Source organism: Solitalea canadensis DSM 3403 (assembly GCF_000242635.2).
Lineage (GTDB): Bacteria > Bacteroidota > Bacteroidia > Sphingobacteriales > Sphingobacteriaceae > Solitalea > Solitalea canadensis.
The window spans coordinates 2,129,852-2,149,274 of record NC_017770.1 but is presented as its reverse complement, the minus strand read 5'-3'; the positions used below and the strand labels follow the sequence as shown (position 1 = coordinate 2,149,274).

The 19,423-nt window shown below is 35.4% G+C and carries 19 protein-coding genes and 1 tRNA gene; 12 read left to right on the top strand and 8 right to left on the bottom strand.

What is annotated here, in order from left to right; translation table 11 throughout:
- The first annotated feature begins 116 nt into the window (after window positions 1-116).
- Both SOLCA_RS08770 and SOLCA_RS08765 read left to right on the top strand, forming a co-directional pair.
- Window positions 117-521, top strand: a complete 405-nt coding sequence (locus SOLCA_RS08770) for an acyl-CoA thioesterase (RefSeq protein WP_014680087.1) — start codon at window positions 117-119, stop codon at window positions 519-521.
- A 130-nt stretch (window positions 522-651) separates the two neighbouring features.
- Entirely contained in the window at window positions 652-1,653 is a 1,002-nt protein-coding gene (locus SOLCA_RS08765) for a YihY/virulence factor BrkB family protein (protein ID WP_014680086.1), read from the top strand.
- 176 nt (window positions 1,654-1,829) lie between these two features.
- Here the strand turns inward: SOLCA_RS08765 and SOLCA_RS08760 are convergent, their stop codons facing one another.
- Window positions 1,830-2,435, bottom strand: a complete 606-nt coding sequence (locus SOLCA_RS08760; RefSeq protein WP_014680085.1) for a hypothetical protein — start codon at window positions 2,433-2,435, stop codon at window positions 1,830-1,832.
- Window positions 2,436-2,653: 218 nt separating this feature from the next.
- Here SOLCA_RS08760 and SOLCA_RS08755 point away from each other — a divergent pair, with 218 nt between their 5' ends.
- Window positions 2,654-3,022 (top strand): VOC family protein, encoded by a 369-nt coding sequence (locus SOLCA_RS08755; protein ID WP_014680084.1) that lies wholly within the window; start codon window positions 2,654-2,656, stop codon window positions 3,020-3,022.
- Window positions 3,023-3,354: 332 nt separating this feature from the next.
- Here SOLCA_RS08755 and SOLCA_RS08750 read toward each other — a convergent pair whose 3' ends face one another.
- The 3 genes from SOLCA_RS08750 to SOLCA_RS08740 all read right to left on the bottom strand — a co-directional run bounded on the left by SOLCA_RS08750 (window position 3,355) and on the right by SOLCA_RS08740 (window position 5,157).
- The gene (locus SOLCA_RS08750) at window positions 3,355-3,792 is read right to left on the bottom strand and encodes a VOC family protein (protein WP_014680083.1); all 438 of its coding nucleotides are present in this window, start codon (window positions 3,790-3,792) and stop codon (window positions 3,355-3,357) included.
- 145 nt (window positions 3,793-3,937) lie between these two features.
- Window positions 3,938-4,180: a hypothetical protein gene (locus SOLCA_RS08745; RefSeq protein WP_042479566.1), complete on the bottom strand. Its 243-nt coding sequence runs from the start codon at window positions 4,178-4,180 to the stop codon at window positions 3,938-3,940.
- An 892-nt stretch (window positions 4,181-5,072) separates the two neighbouring features.
- Window positions 5,073-5,157: transfer RNA gene (locus tag SOLCA_RS08740), tRNA-Ser, on the bottom strand.
- A 314-nt stretch (window positions 5,158-5,471) separates the two neighbouring features.
- Between SOLCA_RS08740 and ric the strand changes: the two genes are divergently transcribed.
- The 6 genes from ric to SOLCA_RS08710 all read left to right on the top strand — a co-directional run bounded on the left by ric (window position 5,472) and on the right by SOLCA_RS08710 (window position 10,444).
- Window positions 5,472-6,206: an iron-sulfur cluster repair di-iron protein gene (gene ric / locus SOLCA_RS08735; RefSeq protein ID WP_014680081.1), complete on the top strand. Its 735-nt coding sequence runs from the start codon at window positions 5,472-5,474 to the stop codon at window positions 6,204-6,206.
- 68 nt (window positions 6,207-6,274) lie between these two features.
- Complete coding sequence (locus SOLCA_RS08730; protein WP_014680080.1) at window positions 6,275-6,718, top strand: RrF2 family transcriptional regulator; 444 nt, start codon at window positions 6,275-6,277, stop codon at window positions 6,716-6,718.
- Between the two features lie 21 nt (window positions 6,719-6,739).
- Window positions 6,740-7,264, top strand: coding sequence for a c-type cytochrome (locus tag SOLCA_RS08725; protein ID WP_014680079.1), 525 nt, complete (start codon window positions 6,740-6,742; stop codon window positions 7,262-7,264).
- Between the two features lie 51 nt (window positions 7,265-7,315).
- Window positions 7,316-9,310, top strand: a complete 1,995-nt coding sequence (gene nosZ / locus SOLCA_RS08720; protein ID WP_014680078.1) for a Sec-dependent nitrous-oxide reductase — start codon at window positions 7,316-7,318, stop codon at window positions 9,308-9,310.
- 133 nt (window positions 9,311-9,443) lie between these two features.
- Window positions 9,444-10,016, top strand: a complete 573-nt coding sequence (locus SOLCA_RS08715) for a hypothetical protein (RefSeq protein WP_014680077.1) — start codon at window positions 9,444-9,446, stop codon at window positions 10,014-10,016.
- A complete protein-coding gene (locus SOLCA_RS08710; RefSeq protein ID WP_014680076.1) occupies window positions 10,013-10,444 on the top strand; it encodes a nitrous oxide reductase accessory protein NosL in 432 nt (143 codons plus the stop codon). Before SOLCA_RS08715 ends, SOLCA_RS08710 begins: the two co-directional genes overlap by 4 nt.
- 311 nt (window positions 10,445-10,755) lie before the next feature.
- Here SOLCA_RS08710 and SOLCA_RS08705 read toward each other — a convergent pair whose 3' ends face one another.
- The 3 genes from SOLCA_RS08705 to SOLCA_RS08695 all read right to left on the bottom strand — a co-directional run bounded on the left by SOLCA_RS08705 (window position 10,756) and on the right by SOLCA_RS08695 (window position 14,034).
- A complete protein-coding gene (locus SOLCA_RS08705; protein ID WP_014680075.1) occupies window positions 10,756-12,783 on the bottom strand; it encodes a TonB-dependent receptor in 2,028 nt (675 codons plus the stop codon).
- Window positions 12,784-12,843: 60 nt separating this feature from the next.
- Window positions 12,844-13,704 carry a FixH family protein gene (locus tag SOLCA_RS08700; protein WP_042479561.1) on the bottom strand — a complete coding sequence of 287 codons (861 nt, stop codon included), beginning with the start codon at window positions 13,702-13,704 and terminating at the stop codon, window positions 12,844-12,846.
- Between the two features lie 87 nt (window positions 13,705-13,791).
- Window positions 13,792-14,034 (bottom strand): hypothetical protein, encoded by a 243-nt coding sequence (locus SOLCA_RS08695; protein ID WP_014680073.1) that lies wholly within the window; start codon window positions 14,032-14,034, stop codon window positions 13,792-13,794.
- 224 nt (window positions 14,035-14,258) lie between these two features.
- On the opposite strand from SOLCA_RS08695, the gene SOLCA_RS08690 reads away from it, so the two are divergent.
- From SOLCA_RS08690 to SOLCA_RS08680, 3 genes are read left to right on the top strand one after another with little or no spacing between them, the layout of a single operon-like run.
- Window positions 14,259-15,497: a nitrous oxide reductase family maturation protein NosD gene (locus tag SOLCA_RS08690; protein ID WP_014680072.1), complete on the top strand. Its 1,239-nt coding sequence runs from the start codon at window positions 14,259-14,261 to the stop codon at window positions 15,495-15,497.
- Complete coding sequence (locus SOLCA_RS08685) at window positions 15,494-16,204, top strand: ABC transporter ATP-binding protein (protein WP_014680071.1); 711 nt, start codon at window positions 15,494-15,496, stop codon at window positions 16,202-16,204. Before SOLCA_RS08690 ends, SOLCA_RS08685 begins: the two co-directional genes overlap by 4 nt.
- Complete coding sequence (locus SOLCA_RS08680; protein WP_014680070.1) at window positions 16,197-16,964, top strand: ABC transporter permease; 768 nt, start codon at window positions 16,197-16,199, stop codon at window positions 16,962-16,964. The genes SOLCA_RS08685 and SOLCA_RS08680 overlap by 8 nt, the downstream gene beginning before the upstream one ends.
- Window positions 16,965-17,035: 71 nt before the next feature.
- On the opposite strand, the gene SOLCA_RS08675 is transcribed toward SOLCA_RS08680, so the two are convergent.
- Window positions 17,036-19,309 carry a tetratricopeptide repeat protein gene (locus tag SOLCA_RS08675; RefSeq protein ID WP_014680069.1) on the bottom strand — a complete coding sequence of 758 codons (2,274 nt, stop codon included), beginning with the start codon at window positions 19,307-19,309 and terminating at the stop codon, window positions 17,036-17,038.
- Between the last annotated feature and the right edge of the window lie 114 nt (window positions 19,310-19,423).

Below are 19,423 nucleotides of genomic sequence, written 5' to 3'. Positions count from 1 at the left end.
ACGTAAAGCCGCTGAGGCGCAAAGATAATTTGATTCAACAGGACTTAACAAGCAGTTCATAAATTAAATAAAACTTAGCGCCTTCGTGGCTCTGCGTGATTAATAATAAATAAACAATGTATATACACGAAACAAAATTGCGCGTTCGTTACGGTGAAACAGATCAGATGGGTTATATGTATTACGGTAACTACGCCGAATTTTTAGAGGTTGCCCGTGTTGAGATGCTCAGAAATCTTGGTTTATCGTATAAGAGTTTTGAAGAATCGGGAATAATGATGCCGGTTCTGGAGCTAAACATAAAATATATTAAACCGGCACGTTACGATGATGAAATAACTATAAAAACAACATTAAAAACGCTTCCTGCCATCAGAATTCATTTTGATTATGAATTGTTTAATGAACAGGGAGAATTACTGACCATTGCTCATACTAAATTGGTATTTGTGGACATGAAGACAAACAAACCTTGTCACGGTCCGGAAGTTTTTATGGAAAAATTAAAGGCATTCTTTTAAAAACAGCCCTGGTCGTTTGATCACCTTTTAAAAACGACATTTCCACTAAACATCAACTTGCTTAAATAGTTAACATTAAACCCCGCTTATCGCGGAAAATAATCTTATTTTTAAATTGACGCATCACTCAATGGGTAAAATTGAAAAGTATTTAAACCAGATCAGCTTGTATCGTTGGTTCATTCAATGGACTAAAAGAACAGCACTGCCCGGTTTTCAGCAATTACCCATTTATACAGTTGGAGTTTTCTTTATCAATGAACTCAAAAAAGAAGCATTGGTTACTAAATCTTCTTCATTGGCCTATAGCTTCTTATTAGCCATCTTTCCGGCTATTATTTTTTTGTTTACACTTATCCCCTATATTCCTTTTGACGGCTTTCAGGATCAATTGTTGTCGATCCTGATGCAAATATTACCTTATAATGCTTACAAGGCTGCAGAAGAAACGCTTTTTGATATTATCAAAAAGCAAAATGTTAGCTTATTGTCGTTCGGTTTTATTGCCGCATTATTTTTCTCAACGAATGGCGTTAACTCGTTAATGCGGGCTTTTAATAAGGCTTCATTAGTAGCAGAGCGACGGAGTTTTATTAAGAAAAGAACGATTGCATTGCTGCTAACACTTTATATTGCGATCTCGCTGGTGGTAGGAATTTTCTTTTTGATTGCAGGTGAATACATCATTAATTTTCTGGAGAGAGAGGATTTTATTAAAGGTTGGTTTCTCAAATTTGCATTGCAAACATTCAGGTGGTTGGTGATTTCACTACTTTTCTTGTTTTCTACTTCCCTGCTCTATTATTTCGGACCATCGACCACTCGTTCGAAGAGGTTTATCACACCAGGCTCGGTGCTAGCTACATTACTGGCCATTACTGTATCAGTAGGGTTTGCCTATTACATCAACCATTTTGGTGCTTATAATAAACTCTACGGTTCTATTGGTACGTTAATCGTTATAATGATCTGGCTTTACCTAAACTCCATGATCATTTTGATTGGTTATGAGTTAAATGCCAGCATTGTTTTGTCAAAAAGAAGCTTGGTGATTGCTGCCGAAAGCGAAATTCCAGAATGGAAACGTCGTGGAAATGTATCAGGACAACGAAATAAGTTGAAGACTAGTTAATAAAACCTTGAAAATTAGGTGAGCTCTTTACACATACTCATCTAATTTATAATTTTATAAAAAATGAAGATTCTTAAGCAATAGCCTGTAATTATCCTGCTACCGTTGAGGAGTAGGATACTTTTGGAATCAACAAAATTCAACTACTTTGAAAAACTCAATAATAACAGTCAGTATTATTTTATAAAGCCATCCTTTCGCATTTTTTCAGCAACTACAGTTGCAATGTCATTTACAGCTTTATCAATTTTTGAAGGATCAACTGTTTTTGTGGTACCTGTCCACAGTAGTTTATCCTGGTCAACTGAATAAACTGTTGTTTCAACAAAGTAGTTTTTGCTTGTTGAATAATAGCCAGGTGTAGAATACATACTTGCTCCATAACCATAGTATCTTCCATAGCCGCCATAATAACCATAAGAGGTAGTGCCCGGCACGTAAGAAGTTTCTTTCTCAATGTCGGCCAAGCGCATGAACAACGCATGCGTATATTTTTCCAGTTTTAACTTTTCAGTAAGTTTTTCTGCACTGGCTTCTTTTAACATGTCAGATGTAATAAAATTATATGAAGCAAAGGCGTACGGAGCCATTCGTTTCACCAATTCATCTTCAATTACCCTTCGGGATGCTTCATCTTTTATCATTGCTAATACAAAAATTTTAGTGCTTTCAGTCTTTTCCAAAGTTGAATTTGGGTCTTTCCAGCTTTTTACAATTTGTGTAGAAGGACTGCAACCAGCTAGTCCTAGGGCCATAACTACAATAAAAATAAACTGTTTCATATACAAGTTTTTAGATTAAAGGTTACCAGGGAAGATCAATAGGATCAAAGTCAATTTATTCTATTGAACTCTCATAAGTTTATGCATGTTTTTGATTTAATATACTCATTTTGTTTGATTTATGTTGTTTTTTATTCGGTTTTTAATTATGAATGCTAAAGTTTTTTACACAGAAGTATTTAGTAAGTTTGGTCAACTATTAATAACACACAAAACCCATGGAACATAAAGCAATATCCATCCGTCCTTTTATTGGAGCTAAAGATTTTGAATTATCCAGAAGTTTTTATCGCGATCTTGGTTTTGAGGAAACAATCCTCTCTCATAATATGTCTGTTTTTAAAACTGATGGACTTAGTTTTTACCTGCAAGACGCTTATGTTAAGGATTGGATAGATAATACAATGATTTTTTTAGAGGTGGATGATGTAAATCGTTTTTGGGAGGAATTAGTAGCATTAAACCTGACTGCTAACTATCAGGAAGCAAAGCTAACCCCGATCCGTGAAGATTATTGGGGACGAGAATGTTTTTTGCACGATCCTTCAGGGATTCTTTGGCATTTTGGTGAGTTTTTTAAAAGTTAGGATGATCTAATATGCAGAGTGAGGTTTTGAATGGACCGACAGGAAATGTTGGGGCAAAAGGAGATAATTTCAGTTATAAAGTGAAAACTTTGGAGAAGTTTAACCTTAATAGAAATAGAAAGATTTGAATAGTTAATTCCGGATGCAGTGAAACTAAACAGAGAATAAGTTTCGCCCTATCCGGGCTTATGTTTTAGACCAATGCATAACCTTCGAAGGTTAATCTCCTCCGAAGATTAACTAATGCAAGAGCAATAAATTTGAGTGAATGATCCAGAAGCACGTCACTCCTTTTTTTGCCAAACCGCTGTTAGGTGTTCGTGGTTTTTCGCTTATATTTTTGCGTTATAGTTTGGGTCAAAATCCACTATCCATTCAATACCGAATTTGTCTCTAAACATTCCAAAATAGGAACCCCAAGGACTGTCGTCAATAGGCACTTCAATATTTCCGCCTGCTGAAAGTCCGCTAAATAATTTGTCAGCTTCTTCACGACTTTCTGCACTAATAGATATCTTTGACCTGTTTTCATTTTCATTTACTTGTCCCATACTTTCTGGAATGTCATTGGCAATTAAAATGTTTTTGCCAATTGGCAAAGCAATGTACATTATCTTATTTGCATCATTTTCTGCTACTGGATATTCAGGGCTTGATATATCTTTGAGGTATATAATCTTCGTGAACTCTCCACCAAATACAGATTTGTAAAAATTGAATGCTTCTTCGGCATTTCCGTTGAAGTTAATGTGCGGATTGATAAGTGCCATAATTTATATTTTTTATTTGTTTCTTATTCCAAATGTTTGAGCGAAGGGTTTCGCAATGCACGGATGTCTAACGTCCTAAAAACCCAATTACTAAAACTGCTGTTGGCAGATCGTGTATTTTTTCACTTAAGATATTCGTCAATTTTTATATTCCTATTTTTATTATAGGCAAAGGTGCTAATTCATCATGAAGAGAAAATCCTGGAACAACAGCGGATACATTAGCATCTGTTCCAGCCATAATTGTAACTTCATTATCAATCAGTGCTTTTGTCATAGTATGAATAGATTCTGCATAAGTATTCCAAAAAGTTAATGATAATTTTCTTGATTCAGGGTTTTCTTCACCATTATATTCGTATCCATTTTTACCTGGTAACCAGCCCAATTTGCAAAGTGGGGTACCTTCAATGATTTCATAGCCTTGTTCGCTTATTTTCTTTTTATTACTTTTTGTGCATCATTTAGTTGAATAATTGATCGATTGCCTTGTCCAACTATAATAATAACCCGTTAAATCCACTCTCACTAAATATTGGTGGAGATGCAATAAACATTCTTGGACCTCTAAAACGACAGGTCTTCCAGCTATTTCTCTAACATAGGTTACACCATAGTTCTTCATAAATTATTTATTTTGATTTAACAGACAAAAATAAACTCAAACACACCCTGATTTAGCGTGTAAGGGCGCTTACTGAGTTATAATAATTGACTAGTGGTTAAGAGGGTACTTATTTGTCTTATAGTAAATAAATCATTACTAAAAACGTTTAATTATGAAATTATTAAGGAAACCACTATTACCGCCTGACGAACCAATATTAGAATAAAGCTTAATTACACTTTAATACATTTGACATATACAATAAGAACATGAATATATTAGATGAACTACAAGCCTGGAGGCGCCAAGAGGTTTAAGAAAAAATATTGAGATTTTTTTATTAATGGCAATAGTTATAACCTTAGTTCAATACCTCTTAGGGGAAGAGTTAATAGGGGCAATAATCGTCAGCGTATTAGCATCAATTACCTAGTTGATAATTGCGAATGCCATCTTAAAAAGAAAGGATAAAAAGAATGCCTTCAATGAAGATAAATAATATTGTCCCGATCGGAATAAACGGATCGAGATTTTTATTTAGTTATAATTTCTCTTCTGCTTATACTTCGGCATTATTTTATGATATCCTTAATCCACAACTTTTGCACCTGATCAAAGAACACACTTTGGCCATAAAAAAAAGCACCCTTTTGAGGTGCTTTTATTTTTTTCGCGGAAAGTGAGGGATTCGAACCCCCGGACCTGTAACAGTCAACGGTTTTCAAGACCGCCGCATTCGACCACTCTGCCAACTTTCCGGAGGCAAAAGTACAAAAACAGGCCATACCTGCAAATATTTTTTATGCTTTTGGTCAGTTTTGGTTCTATCAGGTTAAAATTCAGCTGAATAAATTTCTGCTTAAGTATATATAAAGAGCGTTAAAGGCTCTGTACTGTTATAATCCATTATTTAAGGTAGTCGATCGTTTTATTTCTATAATAAAAAAGTTCAATTCCGGTGTTAAAAGGCCCCCTATTCTATGATATAAATCAAAATAAAAAATAAAAGACTAATTTGTCTTTTATTATAAAATAACTCTTTATATTTGACTGGTCAAAAAAACAAAATAGTATGAATACTTTATCAGAGTTAAACGAACTAACAATTGGCGAATTGGTGGCTAAGGATTATAGAAAAGCCGATGTATTTAAAAAGTATGGAATTGATTTTTGCTGTGGAGGCAAAATATCTGTTCAGCAGGTTTGCCAGAATAAAGGTATCGACTTCGAAAAATTAAAATCAGCCTTGCTTGCTGTAGAACAAGTTGATAACGGAATTGAAAATTACGATAAATGGGAACTTGATTTCCTTGCTGATTATATTGTAAATAAACACCATAATTATGTGAACGAATCGTTGCCGTTATTATTAGAATACTGCCAAAAGGTAGCTCGTGTGCATGGTGAACACAACCCTGAAAATATTAAGATATTAGTAGTATTACAGGAGTTAGCTGCTGAGTTAAATACTCACTTATTAAAAGAGGAACGCATATTATTCCCTTATATCAAAGAATTGGTAAAAAGTAAAAAAGAGCAAACAGCTCCTAATACTCCACATTTTGGAACTGTTAAAAATCCAATTAACATGATGGAAATTGAGCATGACTCAGCTGGAGATCTTACTAAACAGATTAAAACTCTTTCAAATGATTATACCCCTCCTGCTCATGCCTGCAACACCTATATGGTACTATATGCGAAGCTTGAGGAATTTGAAAATGATCTTCACACTCATATACACTTAGAAAACAATATCTTGTTTCCAAAAGCAGCATTGCTAGAAGCAGAATTGTTAAATAATTAGGTAAAAAGATTTTTTTATCCTGTAATTTTTGTGAAGATTTACGATAATTTTAGATTAACTCTATAAGAATGTTTTCAAAAGCATGTGAATACGGTATCAGGGCACTGATTTATATCGTCTACAAAAGCAAAGACGGCAATAAATTAGGTATAAAGGATATTGCCAAGGAAACAGGCTCTCCCGAACATTTTATAGCTAAAATTCTTCAAACGCTTTCTAAGCAAGGTTTGGTTTCATCAACTAAAGGTCCAAACGGTGGGTTTTATGTGGAGAAGAATGCATCACCAATATCAATTTTGGACGTTGTTTTTGCTATCGATGGACCAAATCCTTTCAGCAGTTGTGTTTTAGGACTTAAAGAATGTGATGATACGCACCCCTGCCCTCTTCACGATAATTATAAGCCGATTAAAATTCAGCTGGTAAAGCTTTTTTCCACCAAAACTGTTCAGGAATTGGCCGTGGCTGTTTCTGAAGGGAATGTGCTCACTAATATTTTAAATCATCAATAATATTTTAACCAAATAAGTAATATGAAAATCCATAAAACCGAAAAAAAGAGTAAAAGGGCTTTATTTCCTTTTATGCTTCTTTCCTCTCTCATTTTAGCTTCATGTGGAGGTAATCAACAAACCACTACTGAGTCTTCAGCCCAGGCAGAAAACACTGCTACCGAAAGCACCGCTGCAACTGCTTCTGTAAACACTCATGAACATAGCGACAGTAAAGGCGTTGGAAAATTCACTTCTGTTGATGTTGCGGCATTTAAATCAGATGTGGCAACCAAAGGTAAAACTGTTTTTGAAGCCAAATGTTCAGCTTGTCATAAGGTAGATGATCAGAAAATTGTTGGACCTGGATTGAAAGGTGTTACCCAACGCCGTACTCCTGAGTGGATCATGAACATGATTACCAACCCTGAAGAAATGACTAAAAAAGATCCTGTTGCAAAAGCACTTTTGGAAGAGCATTTAACTCAAATGACTTTCCAAAATGTTTCGGATGATGAAGCGCGTGATATTTTAGAGTACTTGCGTCAAAATGATGGTGCAAAATAGTTTATCTAATAAAAGATAAAAAGACCTTTATTTTTATTAATTCTAAAAGTCATGAATATTTCTACAAATTACACCCGGCTAATGATGGCGACAGCAGTGCTGTCGGTCACTTTTGCGACAGGATGTAAGCCTAAAAAAGCAGAAAGTGTGGTTTCAGGTGATGCCGCACAAAAAGTATACGTTGCTCCCGGCAAGTTAGATGAGGTTTATATGTTCGCTTCCGGAGGATTTAGCGGACAGGTAGCTGCCTATGGGTTGCCGTCGGGAAGATTATTAAAAGTTATTCCTGTATTTGCTCAAAACCCTGAAAATGGCTGGGGCTATTCAGAGGAAACAAAAGCGATGTTAAACACGTCTCACGGTTTTATTCCTTGGGATGATGCTCACCACCCTCAGTTATCAAAAACTGACGGAGCAGATGATGGACGTTGGTTGTTTATTAACGGAAATAACACGCCACGTATCGCCCGTATTAATCTGGCAACGTTTAAAACAGAAGAGATTATTGAATTACCTAACTCAGGAGGTAACCACTCTTCACCTTATTGTACCGAAAATACTGAATATGTGGTAGCTGGTACTCGTTTTAGCGTTCCAATTGGTGGCAATACAGATGTTCCGATCAGTACTTATAAAGAAAACTTTAGAGGAGCTCTTTCATTTGTAAATGTTGATCAAGCAAATGGAAATATGAACCTTGCGTTCCAGTTATTAGTTCCGGGTGTCGATTATGACCTGGTAAGAAGTGGAAAAGGTGTTTCTCACGGATGGATGTTTTTCACTTGCTATAATTCTGAACAAGCTAATACGCTATTAGAAGTAAATGCAAGCCAGCGTGATAAAGATTTTGTGATGGCTGTAAACTGGAAAAAAGCAGAGGAATACATTAAACAAGGAAAAGGAAAGAAAATGCCTGCGACCTATTATCATAACAAATATGATGAAAAAACGCATAGTGCAACTTCTAACATAATGAAAGAAGTATTAACGCTTGATACAAGAGAACTAAAAGACATCGTTTACTTCCTTCCTTGTCCTAAATCACCACACGGTGCTGATGTTAGTCCTGATGGAGAAAGCATTGTTGCCAGTGGTAAATTAGCTGCTACTATTCCTGTATTCTCCTTCAAGAAAATAACAGAAGCAATTGCAAACAAAGCATTCGAAGGTGAATTTGATGCTGTTCCGGTTATTAAATATGAAGCTGCTTTACGTGGTGAAGTACAAAAACCAGGCTTAGGTCCTCTTCACACCGAGTTTGATGATAAAGGAAATGCCTATACTTCAATGTTTGTTTCATCTGAAATTGTAAAATGGAACCTTAAAACATTAGAAGTAGTCGACAGAATTCCAACTTATTATTCAATTGGTCACTTATGTGTGGTTGGTGGTGATAATAAAAAACCTTATGGTAAATACGTTATTGCCCTTAACAAAATTACTAAAGACCGTTATTTGCCAACAGGACCTGAGTTAACTCAGTCAGCTCAGTTGATCGATATTACAGGTGAAAAAATGAGCCTGTTGCTTGACTTCCCTACCATTGGTGAACCGCATTATGCGCAAGCATGTGCAGCAGACATCATTCTTAAAAATCAGAAGAAAATCTACAATCTGGAAGAAAATCACCACCCTTACGCTGCTAAAAATGAGAAGGAAACCAAGATTACCAGAAACGGTAACCGTGTAGATGTGTACATGACTGCAATTCGTTCTCACTTAACACCTGATAATATTGAAGGTATTAAATTAGGCGATGAGGTTTATTTCCATGTTACCAACCTTGAGCAAGATTGGGATGTTCCACATGGTTTTGCAATTAAAGGTGCTGAAAACTCAGAATTGCTGGTTATGCCTGGTGAAACTCAAACCATAAAATGGACACCTAAAGCAACCGGAGTATTTCCTTTCTACTGTACAGACTTCTGTTCTGCACTACACCAGGAAATGCAAGGTTATGCAAGGGTTTCTCCTGCAGGATCTAATGTAGCACTAAAATTCGGAACAGGTGATGCTGCTCCTAAAAACGAAATAGCTAAGAAATAGATGCTATAAAGCGCTCAAACTTATTTTATGAATTATTGAAATGAAGCTATGAGCAGCATTTTCTGCACATAGCTTCATTTATTTTAATCGCTCTCTATGGTATGCATATCTTTTATGCTAAAATTTTAATGATATGAAAAAATCATCCCGAATGCTTGTTCTGGTATGTACTCTTTTACTATTTGGAGCATACATATTCCCATTATGGAAAATAGCCCTTGAAGCACCGCAGTATCCAGAAGGACTTGAAATGAAAATCTGGATCAATAATATTACTGGCGATGTGCAAAAAATCAATGGACTGAACCATTATATAGGAATGAAACACATTATAGTGGAAGAGTTTTATGAATTTAAGCTTCTACCTTATGTAATGGCCATTTTAATTGGATTTGGCTTTCTCACTTACTGGAAAAACAATAAAAAATTATTATATGCCTGGATTGCATTATTGCTGATTTTTGGTGTTGTTGGTGCAATTGATTTCTATCATTGGGAATATGATTACGGACACAATCTAGACCCTATGGCTGCTATTAAGGTTCCGGGAATGGCTTATCAGCCACCTCTTTTAGGTTATAAGCAATTATTAAACTTTTTAGCTGCTTCATTTCCTGATACAGGTGGATGGATGGTAATTTCTTCAATTTTCCTTGCCATTTCCGTTGGTTTTGTTGAATTTAAAAGAAAAAGAACTACAAGATGAAATATTATAAGCTTGGAGTAGTATTATTACTGCTACTGTATAGTTGCTCAGCCAAATCTCCCGAAGCAATTAATTATGGTTCGGATGAATGTGTTCATTGTAAAATGACCATAATGGATAATAAGTTCGGAGCTGTAATGCTAAATAAAAACGGTAAGTCGTTTAAGTTTGATTCGGCCGAATGTATGATCGATTATTCTAATGAGAAGCCTGAGCATAGTGATTCTTATTTTGTTACTGATTTTTCTAAAGCCGGTAGCTACATCAGTGCTCGTGAGGCTGTTTTTCTTCATGGAGAAAACGTTAAAAGTCCTATGGGAGGAAATATTGCTGCTTTTAGTTCCAAAGATGATGCCGCAAAAATGCAACAGGAACTTAAAGGTGATTTATTGACCTGGGAAGAAGTGAAGGTGTTAAGGAAGAAATAGTTTTTTTACCGCGAAGGCACCAAGTCGCTAAGAAATTTGATACTTTGTGCCTTCGCGGTTAAAGTCTTAACAGATTAAAATATTCCTTCACCTCTATATAGAAATTTATAGCAAAGGCGCTAAGTCAAAAAGAGAGACTTAGCGCCTTTGTGTTTCTGGAGTAAATCCTAAAGAAATTTCATAAATTTTAACGCGAAGGCGCCAAGTCACAATAAGAAACTTAGCGTCTTCGCGTCTCTGCGGTTAAAACCTAAAAAGGCGCCAAGTCACAAAGAGAAACTTAGCGCCTTCGCGTCTCTGCGGTTAAAAACCTAAAAATTCAATATTGCCGACAAATAGAAATTCCTTCCGGTTCTTGGAATTTTCCCCCAGTCAAGATGTTCTGCATAGGTTTTATCAAATAGATTATCAACGCCAGTTGTTAGTCCCAAATCGGTTTTTAATAACTTAAGGTCATATTTCAGGCGAAGATTCATAATATACCATGATGAAGTCGGGGTTTCGCCGAAATTAGGATTCACATTTTTTTGTGCCGCGGCCCATTCATTTTCCAATTCCATTTTTAATTTCTTAAGTGAATAGCTAACTGATGAGCTTAACTTTAATGGCGGAATTAAGGGTAAATGCATTCCGGTATTATCTTTCCCCCGTGTATATTTTGAAGAAGCAATAAACTCGAACGAAGTTGAAGGTTGCCATAAAATAGTTGCTTCTGCCCCACTTACAATTGCATAGTCACTATTGGTATACATTTTCACACCATTGGCACCTGCGGTCATGCTGCTATAGTCCTTTAAAACAGTACTAGTTATATAATGATTAATACGATCATAAAACCCTGTCAGGCTTAACAACAGCTTGTCGTTATTGTATTGAAATTTTAATTCACTTTTTAAAGCTGTTTCAGTTTTAATGTCGGGATTGCCTAAATAATCATAATTATCATAACGATTAAAGAGATAATATCCCAAATACTCGATTGATGCCGGAGCCCTTTCAGCATATTGCAATGAAGCTAAAAGACTTACTTTAGGTAAAAAACGATAGTTAAACTGAGTACCTGCACTCTTTAACCAATCTGTCATCACTTTTTGAGGTTTAAGCCCAATCGCTTGTTGCTGTTGTAAGCCTAAATCACTAATAAGAGATGTTTGTGTATACTCCGCTCTTGCATTGAATGTTAATAGTTTAGTCCTGTCAACTTGCCAATCATCTTTAACAAAGATACCAACAGCTGTTCTCCTGTTATCAGGTAACGTAAGCATATACATCGGCAGATTGTTTGCATACATCGTCATCTCTGCTTGCGAATAAGTGGTATAAACATCACCTTTAATTGTTAGTTGATGAGACGAAAAGGGTACGATTGAGGTTTCAATATATGAACCGAGCGTATTATTCTTACCCGGCATATCCATATGCATGGCAATATCCGGACGTTTTGTATCATCCATTTCATGGTGTACAGCATTTGCATAGATCTTAGCTTCGATGGATTCGAATAATGAATTGGAGAAATATTTCCGGTAGGTAACTCCACCAATGATTGCTTTTGCTGATTTTACATCCATTGGTAATGCTGGATAACCAATATCCCACGCATCATCATAAATAAAATCTGTTTTTAACGTTGAATTATCAGCAAGTAAATAATTAAAAGCCAGGTTCAGGTTAAATTTATTGTATTGAGAAAATGGTATTGTTTGATTATTTCCGGCTTTGTAATTTTCGGATTTACGATAGGTCGCATTTAGTTTTGCACCAAACTTTTGCTCCGACCAATTCAGTAATAATTGATTGTTGTTTTGTGTTCCAGAACTTTGTACACCGCTTGCTATAAAGCCCGAAAGCTTCTTCTCCCCTCCAATAACCGGTTCCTGTGATTTGAAATTTAGTGAACCACCTATGTTCGATCCAAATTGTAATGATTCGCCACTTGTTTGCAGTTGTAGTTGCTTTAAGTTAGCTGTTTCAATGTAGGAAGTTGCCGGATCCATTTTGTCGGTACAGGCACCCATAATTTTCATTCCGTCAATTGTAAGATTAATTTGTCCGGCAGAATAACCCCTAACAGTAGGTTCTAACGCATAATTACCACGCTTGATTAAGGTAATACCCGGCAACCGGGCCATAATATCATCAACGGAACTAGTAGTACTTGCAAGGTAATGCTTGAAATACTTGTTATGTATATTATTTTTTGCAGTAATGGTTACTTCTTGTAACTGGTGACAAACACTATCGCATGCTGCTGGTTCAGGCTTTGCTGTTTGTGCGTTTACTACAAGAGTAGATACTAAAGGAACAAGTACTGCAATGTTTTTTAAACGAATTCGCATAAGATTGCAATTGATACAGCCACTTAAAAGGCTTTATAGCTTCCAAGTGGCTGTAATTGGTTAGAAATAAAGTTCTACAGGAACATCTTCAGCTATGGCAACTCCGTTTTTGAGTAGTTTAAAGTGAAGTTTCCAATCGCCAGGCATCGTAAAGTTTACTTTACCTTTATACAGTCCTGATGAAATTGCAACAGGATTTACATTATTCGGCGAACCATGTCCCATTGAAGGCATTTCTGTTACCATTTCTACTGTAAAATCAGCAGCTTCAGAAAATGTCATCATGTCGTTAGTGGTGTGAATAGCTAGCTGCAGGTCATTTGTTCCTACCTTAGGTTTAACAGGTTCCATATAAGATAAGATGATCCTTGAGCCATCAGCTAGTTTTAGCGTATTGGTTCGCTTGTAGATCACCTCACCATATTTATTATTAGATACGGTAACCGGAATGGTTAATTGATATTGCTTATTCGCTACCGTTGCATTTACTTCGATCACCCAATCACCAGTTGCAGTGCTAGCCATTGTAAAGAAAAATGCACCTTTAACCAGGCCTTGGGTTGTATTGTCAGATTTTGGTTGTATTGATGGAGATGAATGCTTGTGAATCATACCATTATCCATCTTCATTGACATCATTGGATTAACTGAAATATTAGCCTTTTCAATCGTCTTATTTGTTTGTAAATCAGTTAGTTTTATATAAAATACGTTATAGCCTTGCTTGAATTCATTCTCAGCAAGAATTTCTGCCTTAATGCCCTCTGTGGCAAGTGTAGCTTGACCTATTACACTTAACTCAGGTAATTGATTATCAGGTACAATGGCTTCATCACTGCTTTTGCTGCACGACATTTGTGTTAATGAAAAGATGAATGTAATAGCAATAAGTGTATATTTTGTAATATATAAGGTGTTCATAATAAATAAAATACAATAGATATCCAATGCGATACTTTAAAGTTAGTTCGCTAAAAAAAATAATTTGTGTAAAGAATAAAAAGGGGATTATCCTGTGGTAGGTGGATGGAATATCGAGGTAAGAACCTGAAAATAATAGGCAATATGATCGGGGATCATCTCTTGCTTAATTTCAAAGGAATATAATTGAGTTGGGACCTCAAATACACTTATATTGTTATATACTTCGAGGAGTTCGGTTTTTTCGTTCTTCTTATTTCTCCTCTCCTCTTCCTCTGCATACTTTTTCAATTGCTTGGCTAAGTAACATTTACCCGAGCAATGTTTCATAAGATTATTCTTATTAATACAAAAGCGATTCGTGATTTCATTTTTGTTTAGCTCATATGCGATAAGCATCGTGTATTGCGACAAAGTTTGTCCCAATAGAAAAAGTGCTAAGCTTATGTAGGCAATGATTTTCACAGAGGCAAATATAAATAAATAATAAAAGATAAAAAGGTCTTTTATTTATTTTTTTGATTATATATTTGCACTACCAAAGAGTATCAATAATGACCAAAGAAAATATATACGCTCTGTTATTTTGCTTGATTATTACACTTTCTTCTTATGCTCAGCAAATCACTGTTGGTCCGAATGAAAAGTATAAAACTATACAAGCTGCACTAACAGTAGCTAAAAATGGAGATCGAATAGTTGTAAAGCCCGGAAAATATCCTTGTAATAATGTAACTATCGATAAAAGCATACAGCTTATCGGTGAAAATTATCCTGTATTGGATGGTGAAAATAAGGATGAAGTTTTAACAATTTTGGCTGATAATGTTGTAATAAAAGGATTTGCTGTAAGAAATACCAATACAGGATCGGTGAAGGATTATGCGGGAATACGTGTATATAAGGCCAACAATGTTCAGGTGCTGAATAATAAGTTGACAAATACGTTCTTTGGTATTTATTTATCAGATGCGGATAATTGCCTGATTAAGAATAATGACTTAATAGGTTCAGGACATCCCATGCATTCGGGAAATGGTATTCACCTTTGGAAATGTAATAATGTGGTCATTGAAAATAATACAATCAAAAAGCATAGGGATGGAATTTACTTCGAATTCGTAAAGCAGAGTCTTATTAAAAAGAATAAGAGTGAACGTAACATTAGATATGGCCTGCATTTTATGTTTTCTGACGACGATCAGTACATTGAAAATTCATTCAAGGATAATGGTTCAGGTGTAGCAGTTATGTACACCAAGCGCATTAAAATGCTTAATAACGTATTTGAAAACAATTGGGGTAATTCTTCTTACGGCTTACTGCTGAAAGATATTTCTGATAGTCATATTGAGAATAATATTTTTCGTAAAAATACATCAGCCATTTATTTTGAAGGTTCTAGCAGGATAACAGTTGTTAACAACGATTTTTTGCAAAACGGCTGGGCGGTTCGTCTGCTTGCTAATTGTGAAAATGATACGTTTGAAAAGAATAATTTCATCGGCAACACGTTTGATCTAACCACAAACGGCACTCATAACCTGAACACTTTTAAGCAAAATTACTGGGACAAGTATGAAGGGTATGATTTAAATAAAGATAAAATAGGTGATGTCCCCTACCGACCTGTAAGTCTGTATTCACAAATCCTTGAAAAAATGCCTTATGCAGTAACACTTATGAGAAGTTTTATTGTAAGTCTGCTTGATAAGGCTGAAAAAGCAATTCCTTCAATTACTCCCGAAACTTTAATGGACGAACAACCACTCCTTAAATCAATAGCAAGATGATCCAGATAAATGAATTAAAGAAGTCATTTGGTAAGCTCCATGTTTTGAAAGGTATTACTACCTCTTTTGAGCCCGGACAGGTAATTTCTGTGTTGGGACCTAACTCATCTGGTAAAACGACTCTTATCAAATCCATATTAGGCATGGTTATTCCAGATTCAGGTACTATCACCTTTAACGGAACAAATATTCAGTCAAATCCTTCTTACAAAAACCATATCGGCTACATGCCGCAAATTGGCCGCTATCCCGATAATATGAAAATTGGGCAATTAATAGACATGATGAAGGATATTCGCAATTTTAAAAAGATTGATGAAGAATTACTCGAACAGTTTGATTTGCCTTCCATCTATCAAAAACCAATGCGTACATTATCTGGTGGAACTCGCCAAAAAGTAAGTGCAGTATTGGCATTTATGTTTAATCCTGAAGTACTAATACTTGATGAACCTACTGCCGGATTGGATCCCGTTGCTGCCGAAATTTTGAAAGCCAAAATCCATAAGGAAAAGGAAAATGGTAAACTAATTTTACTAACCTCTCATATTATGAGTGAAGTGGATGAACTTGCCGATAAAGTATTGTACATGATGGAAGGAAGCATCCGGTTTAATTATGATGTCGACGATTTTAAAGCGATAACAGGCGAGCAAAAATTAGGAAAGGCGATTATTAACTATTTAAAAATGAATGTTTATGCTTAAGATCACTAAATATGTACTGTATGATATTCTGAGGAATAAAATATTACTTGCTTATACTGTTTTTTTGCTGATCCTTTCATGCAGCTTGTTTTACCTGGAAGAAAATCCTGATAAAGCAATTAGTAGTCTGTTAACGATTGTAACGATCATTGTTCCTTTAATTGCCATGATCTTTACCACTACTTATTTCTATAATTCATCAGAGTTTATCGAGTTGCTAGTATCGCAACCGCTTAAGCGAAATACCATTTTAATGGCAGAATACATTGGAATTGCAGGATCATTATTAATTGCTCTCGCAATTGGATTAGGCATTCCGATTTGTTTCTATTCATTCACTTCGTTAGGAATTACACTGCTTTTTATAGGATTATTGCTTTCGTTAATTTTTACCTCATTAGCTTTTTTATGCTCTGTTTTAACACGTGATAAGGCTAAAGGCATAGGACTATCCTTACTGATCTGGTTTTTCTTTTCCGTAATTTATGACGGGCTGATTCTGGGTGTTCTATTCAGTTTTAGTGATTATCCTTTAGAGAAAACCATTATTACACTATCGGCATTAAATCCAATTGACTTAGCACGGATAATCATTATGTTAAAAATGGATGTATCGGCGTTGATGGGTTACACCGGAGCGTTGTATAAAAACATTTTAGGAAATCAGTGGGGAACCTTGATTTCGATATTGATTATGATAATTTGGTTTGTAGTACCCTTAATAATTTCGTTGAAGTTATTCAAGAAGAAAAATCTTTAAATAAATTTTAATTCATCTTTCTTACTTAAATACCGGTTCCATTTTGTTGGAAACCGGTATTTTTTTATGGTTTATTTTTTAAAAAAGGAGAAAAAACCTTTGGATTTCCATTCTGCTTTTCTTTTTAAAGCCTCTTCGCAATCAGGTCTTACCGCTAACAAGTTATCAATTGTCTCTCGGGCTGCTTCAATTTCATCAGTTTCCTTGCATGCATCAGCATACTGAATCATTAATAATTCCGAATCATCATCTAAAGCCCAATCATTACGGTTATAGCAAGCAATTCCCTCCCATGCGTATTGTTTACAATCGATCCAATGTTTTAATAGGTACGTTACATTTGAAAGATGGATATACAGTATAGCCTGGCTGGTTTCATCTACACTGTATTTTGTTTGATGAATATTCAGCGCAAACTTTAAATCAGCTAAAGCTTTTTCGTACTGATTGAGTTTTAAATAAGAAACACCTCTTTTGTAGTGCAGGTACAAATTGTCAGAATCTGCAACAGTATCTTGTTTAATTTTCTGATAATTATCGGCGCAGGCAATACATTGAGCATAATCTTGCATCTCATAATAATTCTGCATCAGCATATACCAGGCAGAATTGTCGTCAGGGTTTTTCTTTAATTGTTCATGCCATTCCTTATTTGCTTCTTCCTTACTTACATCTTTGAGGAATTCATAACGAATATTTTGAATAGTGATATAGCTTTGATCCAATTCAAAAAGATATTCATCCGGTAGCTCATCTTTATTCGCTTCAATAAAAGACGTGTATTCACTTTCAATTTCCGCTAATAAGGTTTTCGCTTCCTCTGTTCGTCCAATTTTAAAAGTTTGATCCAATAAGTCGCCTTTTAATTTCAGGTAATTATGGAAGTCTAAATACTCTTCATTGTATGAAATTGCCGTTTTTAAAACATTAATAGCTTCTTCAGTCCGGTTCAATTGTATCAAAGCTGTACTCCAGCTGCTAAGCTGTTCCCAGAAAGGCGATATTGAATAACCTAATTCATGCACCTGAGCAGCTTTTTCATAGGCTTGTAAATCGGATAATGCGATGCCGTAGTTGTTACAACACATTGCGAAAATGTGTTTATCAGTGAATAAAGTGGGACCGTTGCCATTACAGAAATACTCATAGAAGCCATTATAAGCTTTTTCATACAAGGTGCATTTCAGTTCTTTAATAGTAGTTTGGTCATGATGATCTCTTATGCCCTCCAAAATTTCGGAAAGATAAACACCCGCATTATAGTATTCGGTTGGATGATCGTCAGGCAAGCGGCTGATGACAGGTAATGCATTGAATGTTCTGTAATACGCATCTATGTACCTGTAGATGGTTACTGCCATTCCTTTTAGTTCAAGAGCTTTCTCCAGATAAGGGTAAGCCTCATTGTAATTTCCGGCTTCATACAATATTGTTCCCGCAAAATGATAAGTGATGCTCCATTCGGGATGTAATTGCATATATTTTTTTGCCAGACTAAATAACTCAGCTTCATAGTCAGCTCCGAAATACTCCTCTCCTAATGTCCTTAGCGTAACGATTACCGAATAAACAAGATCTTCACTTATATACTCGTTCTCTAATAGGGACAACGAAAGATTATAAAGTTCAATCAATTCATCAGGCTCACATCTAAATCCATTATGAAATAAACGGCTATACACTAATGTACCAAACTCATAGTCTTTATTTTCAAACGCCAACTTTGCAATTGCAGCATCTTCTGCCCTGCCTTCAGATTGATAAGCAAAACCTGTTTTATAGGTTAACAATGCATTTGCCACCTCTTTTTTGAGGTCGAGATAAACATAGGCTTTGTGAAGATAAATGTTGCTTAATGTGCCATCCAATAGACTTCTGTCGCTGCTGTTGCTGAAACAACTTTTGTACGACTCAATTAACAAGTCAATATCTTCCAGTACTTTATCCGACTCTCCAAGTAAATAATAGGCTTCACGGCGATAATTGACTGCTTTTAATCGTTTGTCGTTGTTGTCTGATAATTGGAGCTGATTGCAGTATAATATCCCCTGTTGAATATTGGTTTTAAAAATGTAGATAATGATATAGGCTGCAAACAACAAAGCATCTTCATTAGCCGGCTCATGTGTTAAAACAGTTTCAAAATGATTGTAAGCCGATGCATACATGGCTTCACATTCTTCTTCGGTTTCCTGTTCACGGGCAAACTCAAACTCACATTTAGCCTTTAATAATATTGCACCTACATTCTTATTATTAAAAAGTAAGAAAGTAGTAGTTGCTTCAAGACACTCTTGTAGTTGTCCCTCATTGTAGAGATTCTGTAAATAATCTAAGTCAATCATTGAAATAAAAAAATCAATTAAGTAGGTGTTAAGAAAGGGACTTGCTTTTCCTAATAAAACTTTAAAATGAATGCAAATATATTGCTTTTAAGTAATTATAATGTGTTTTTCATT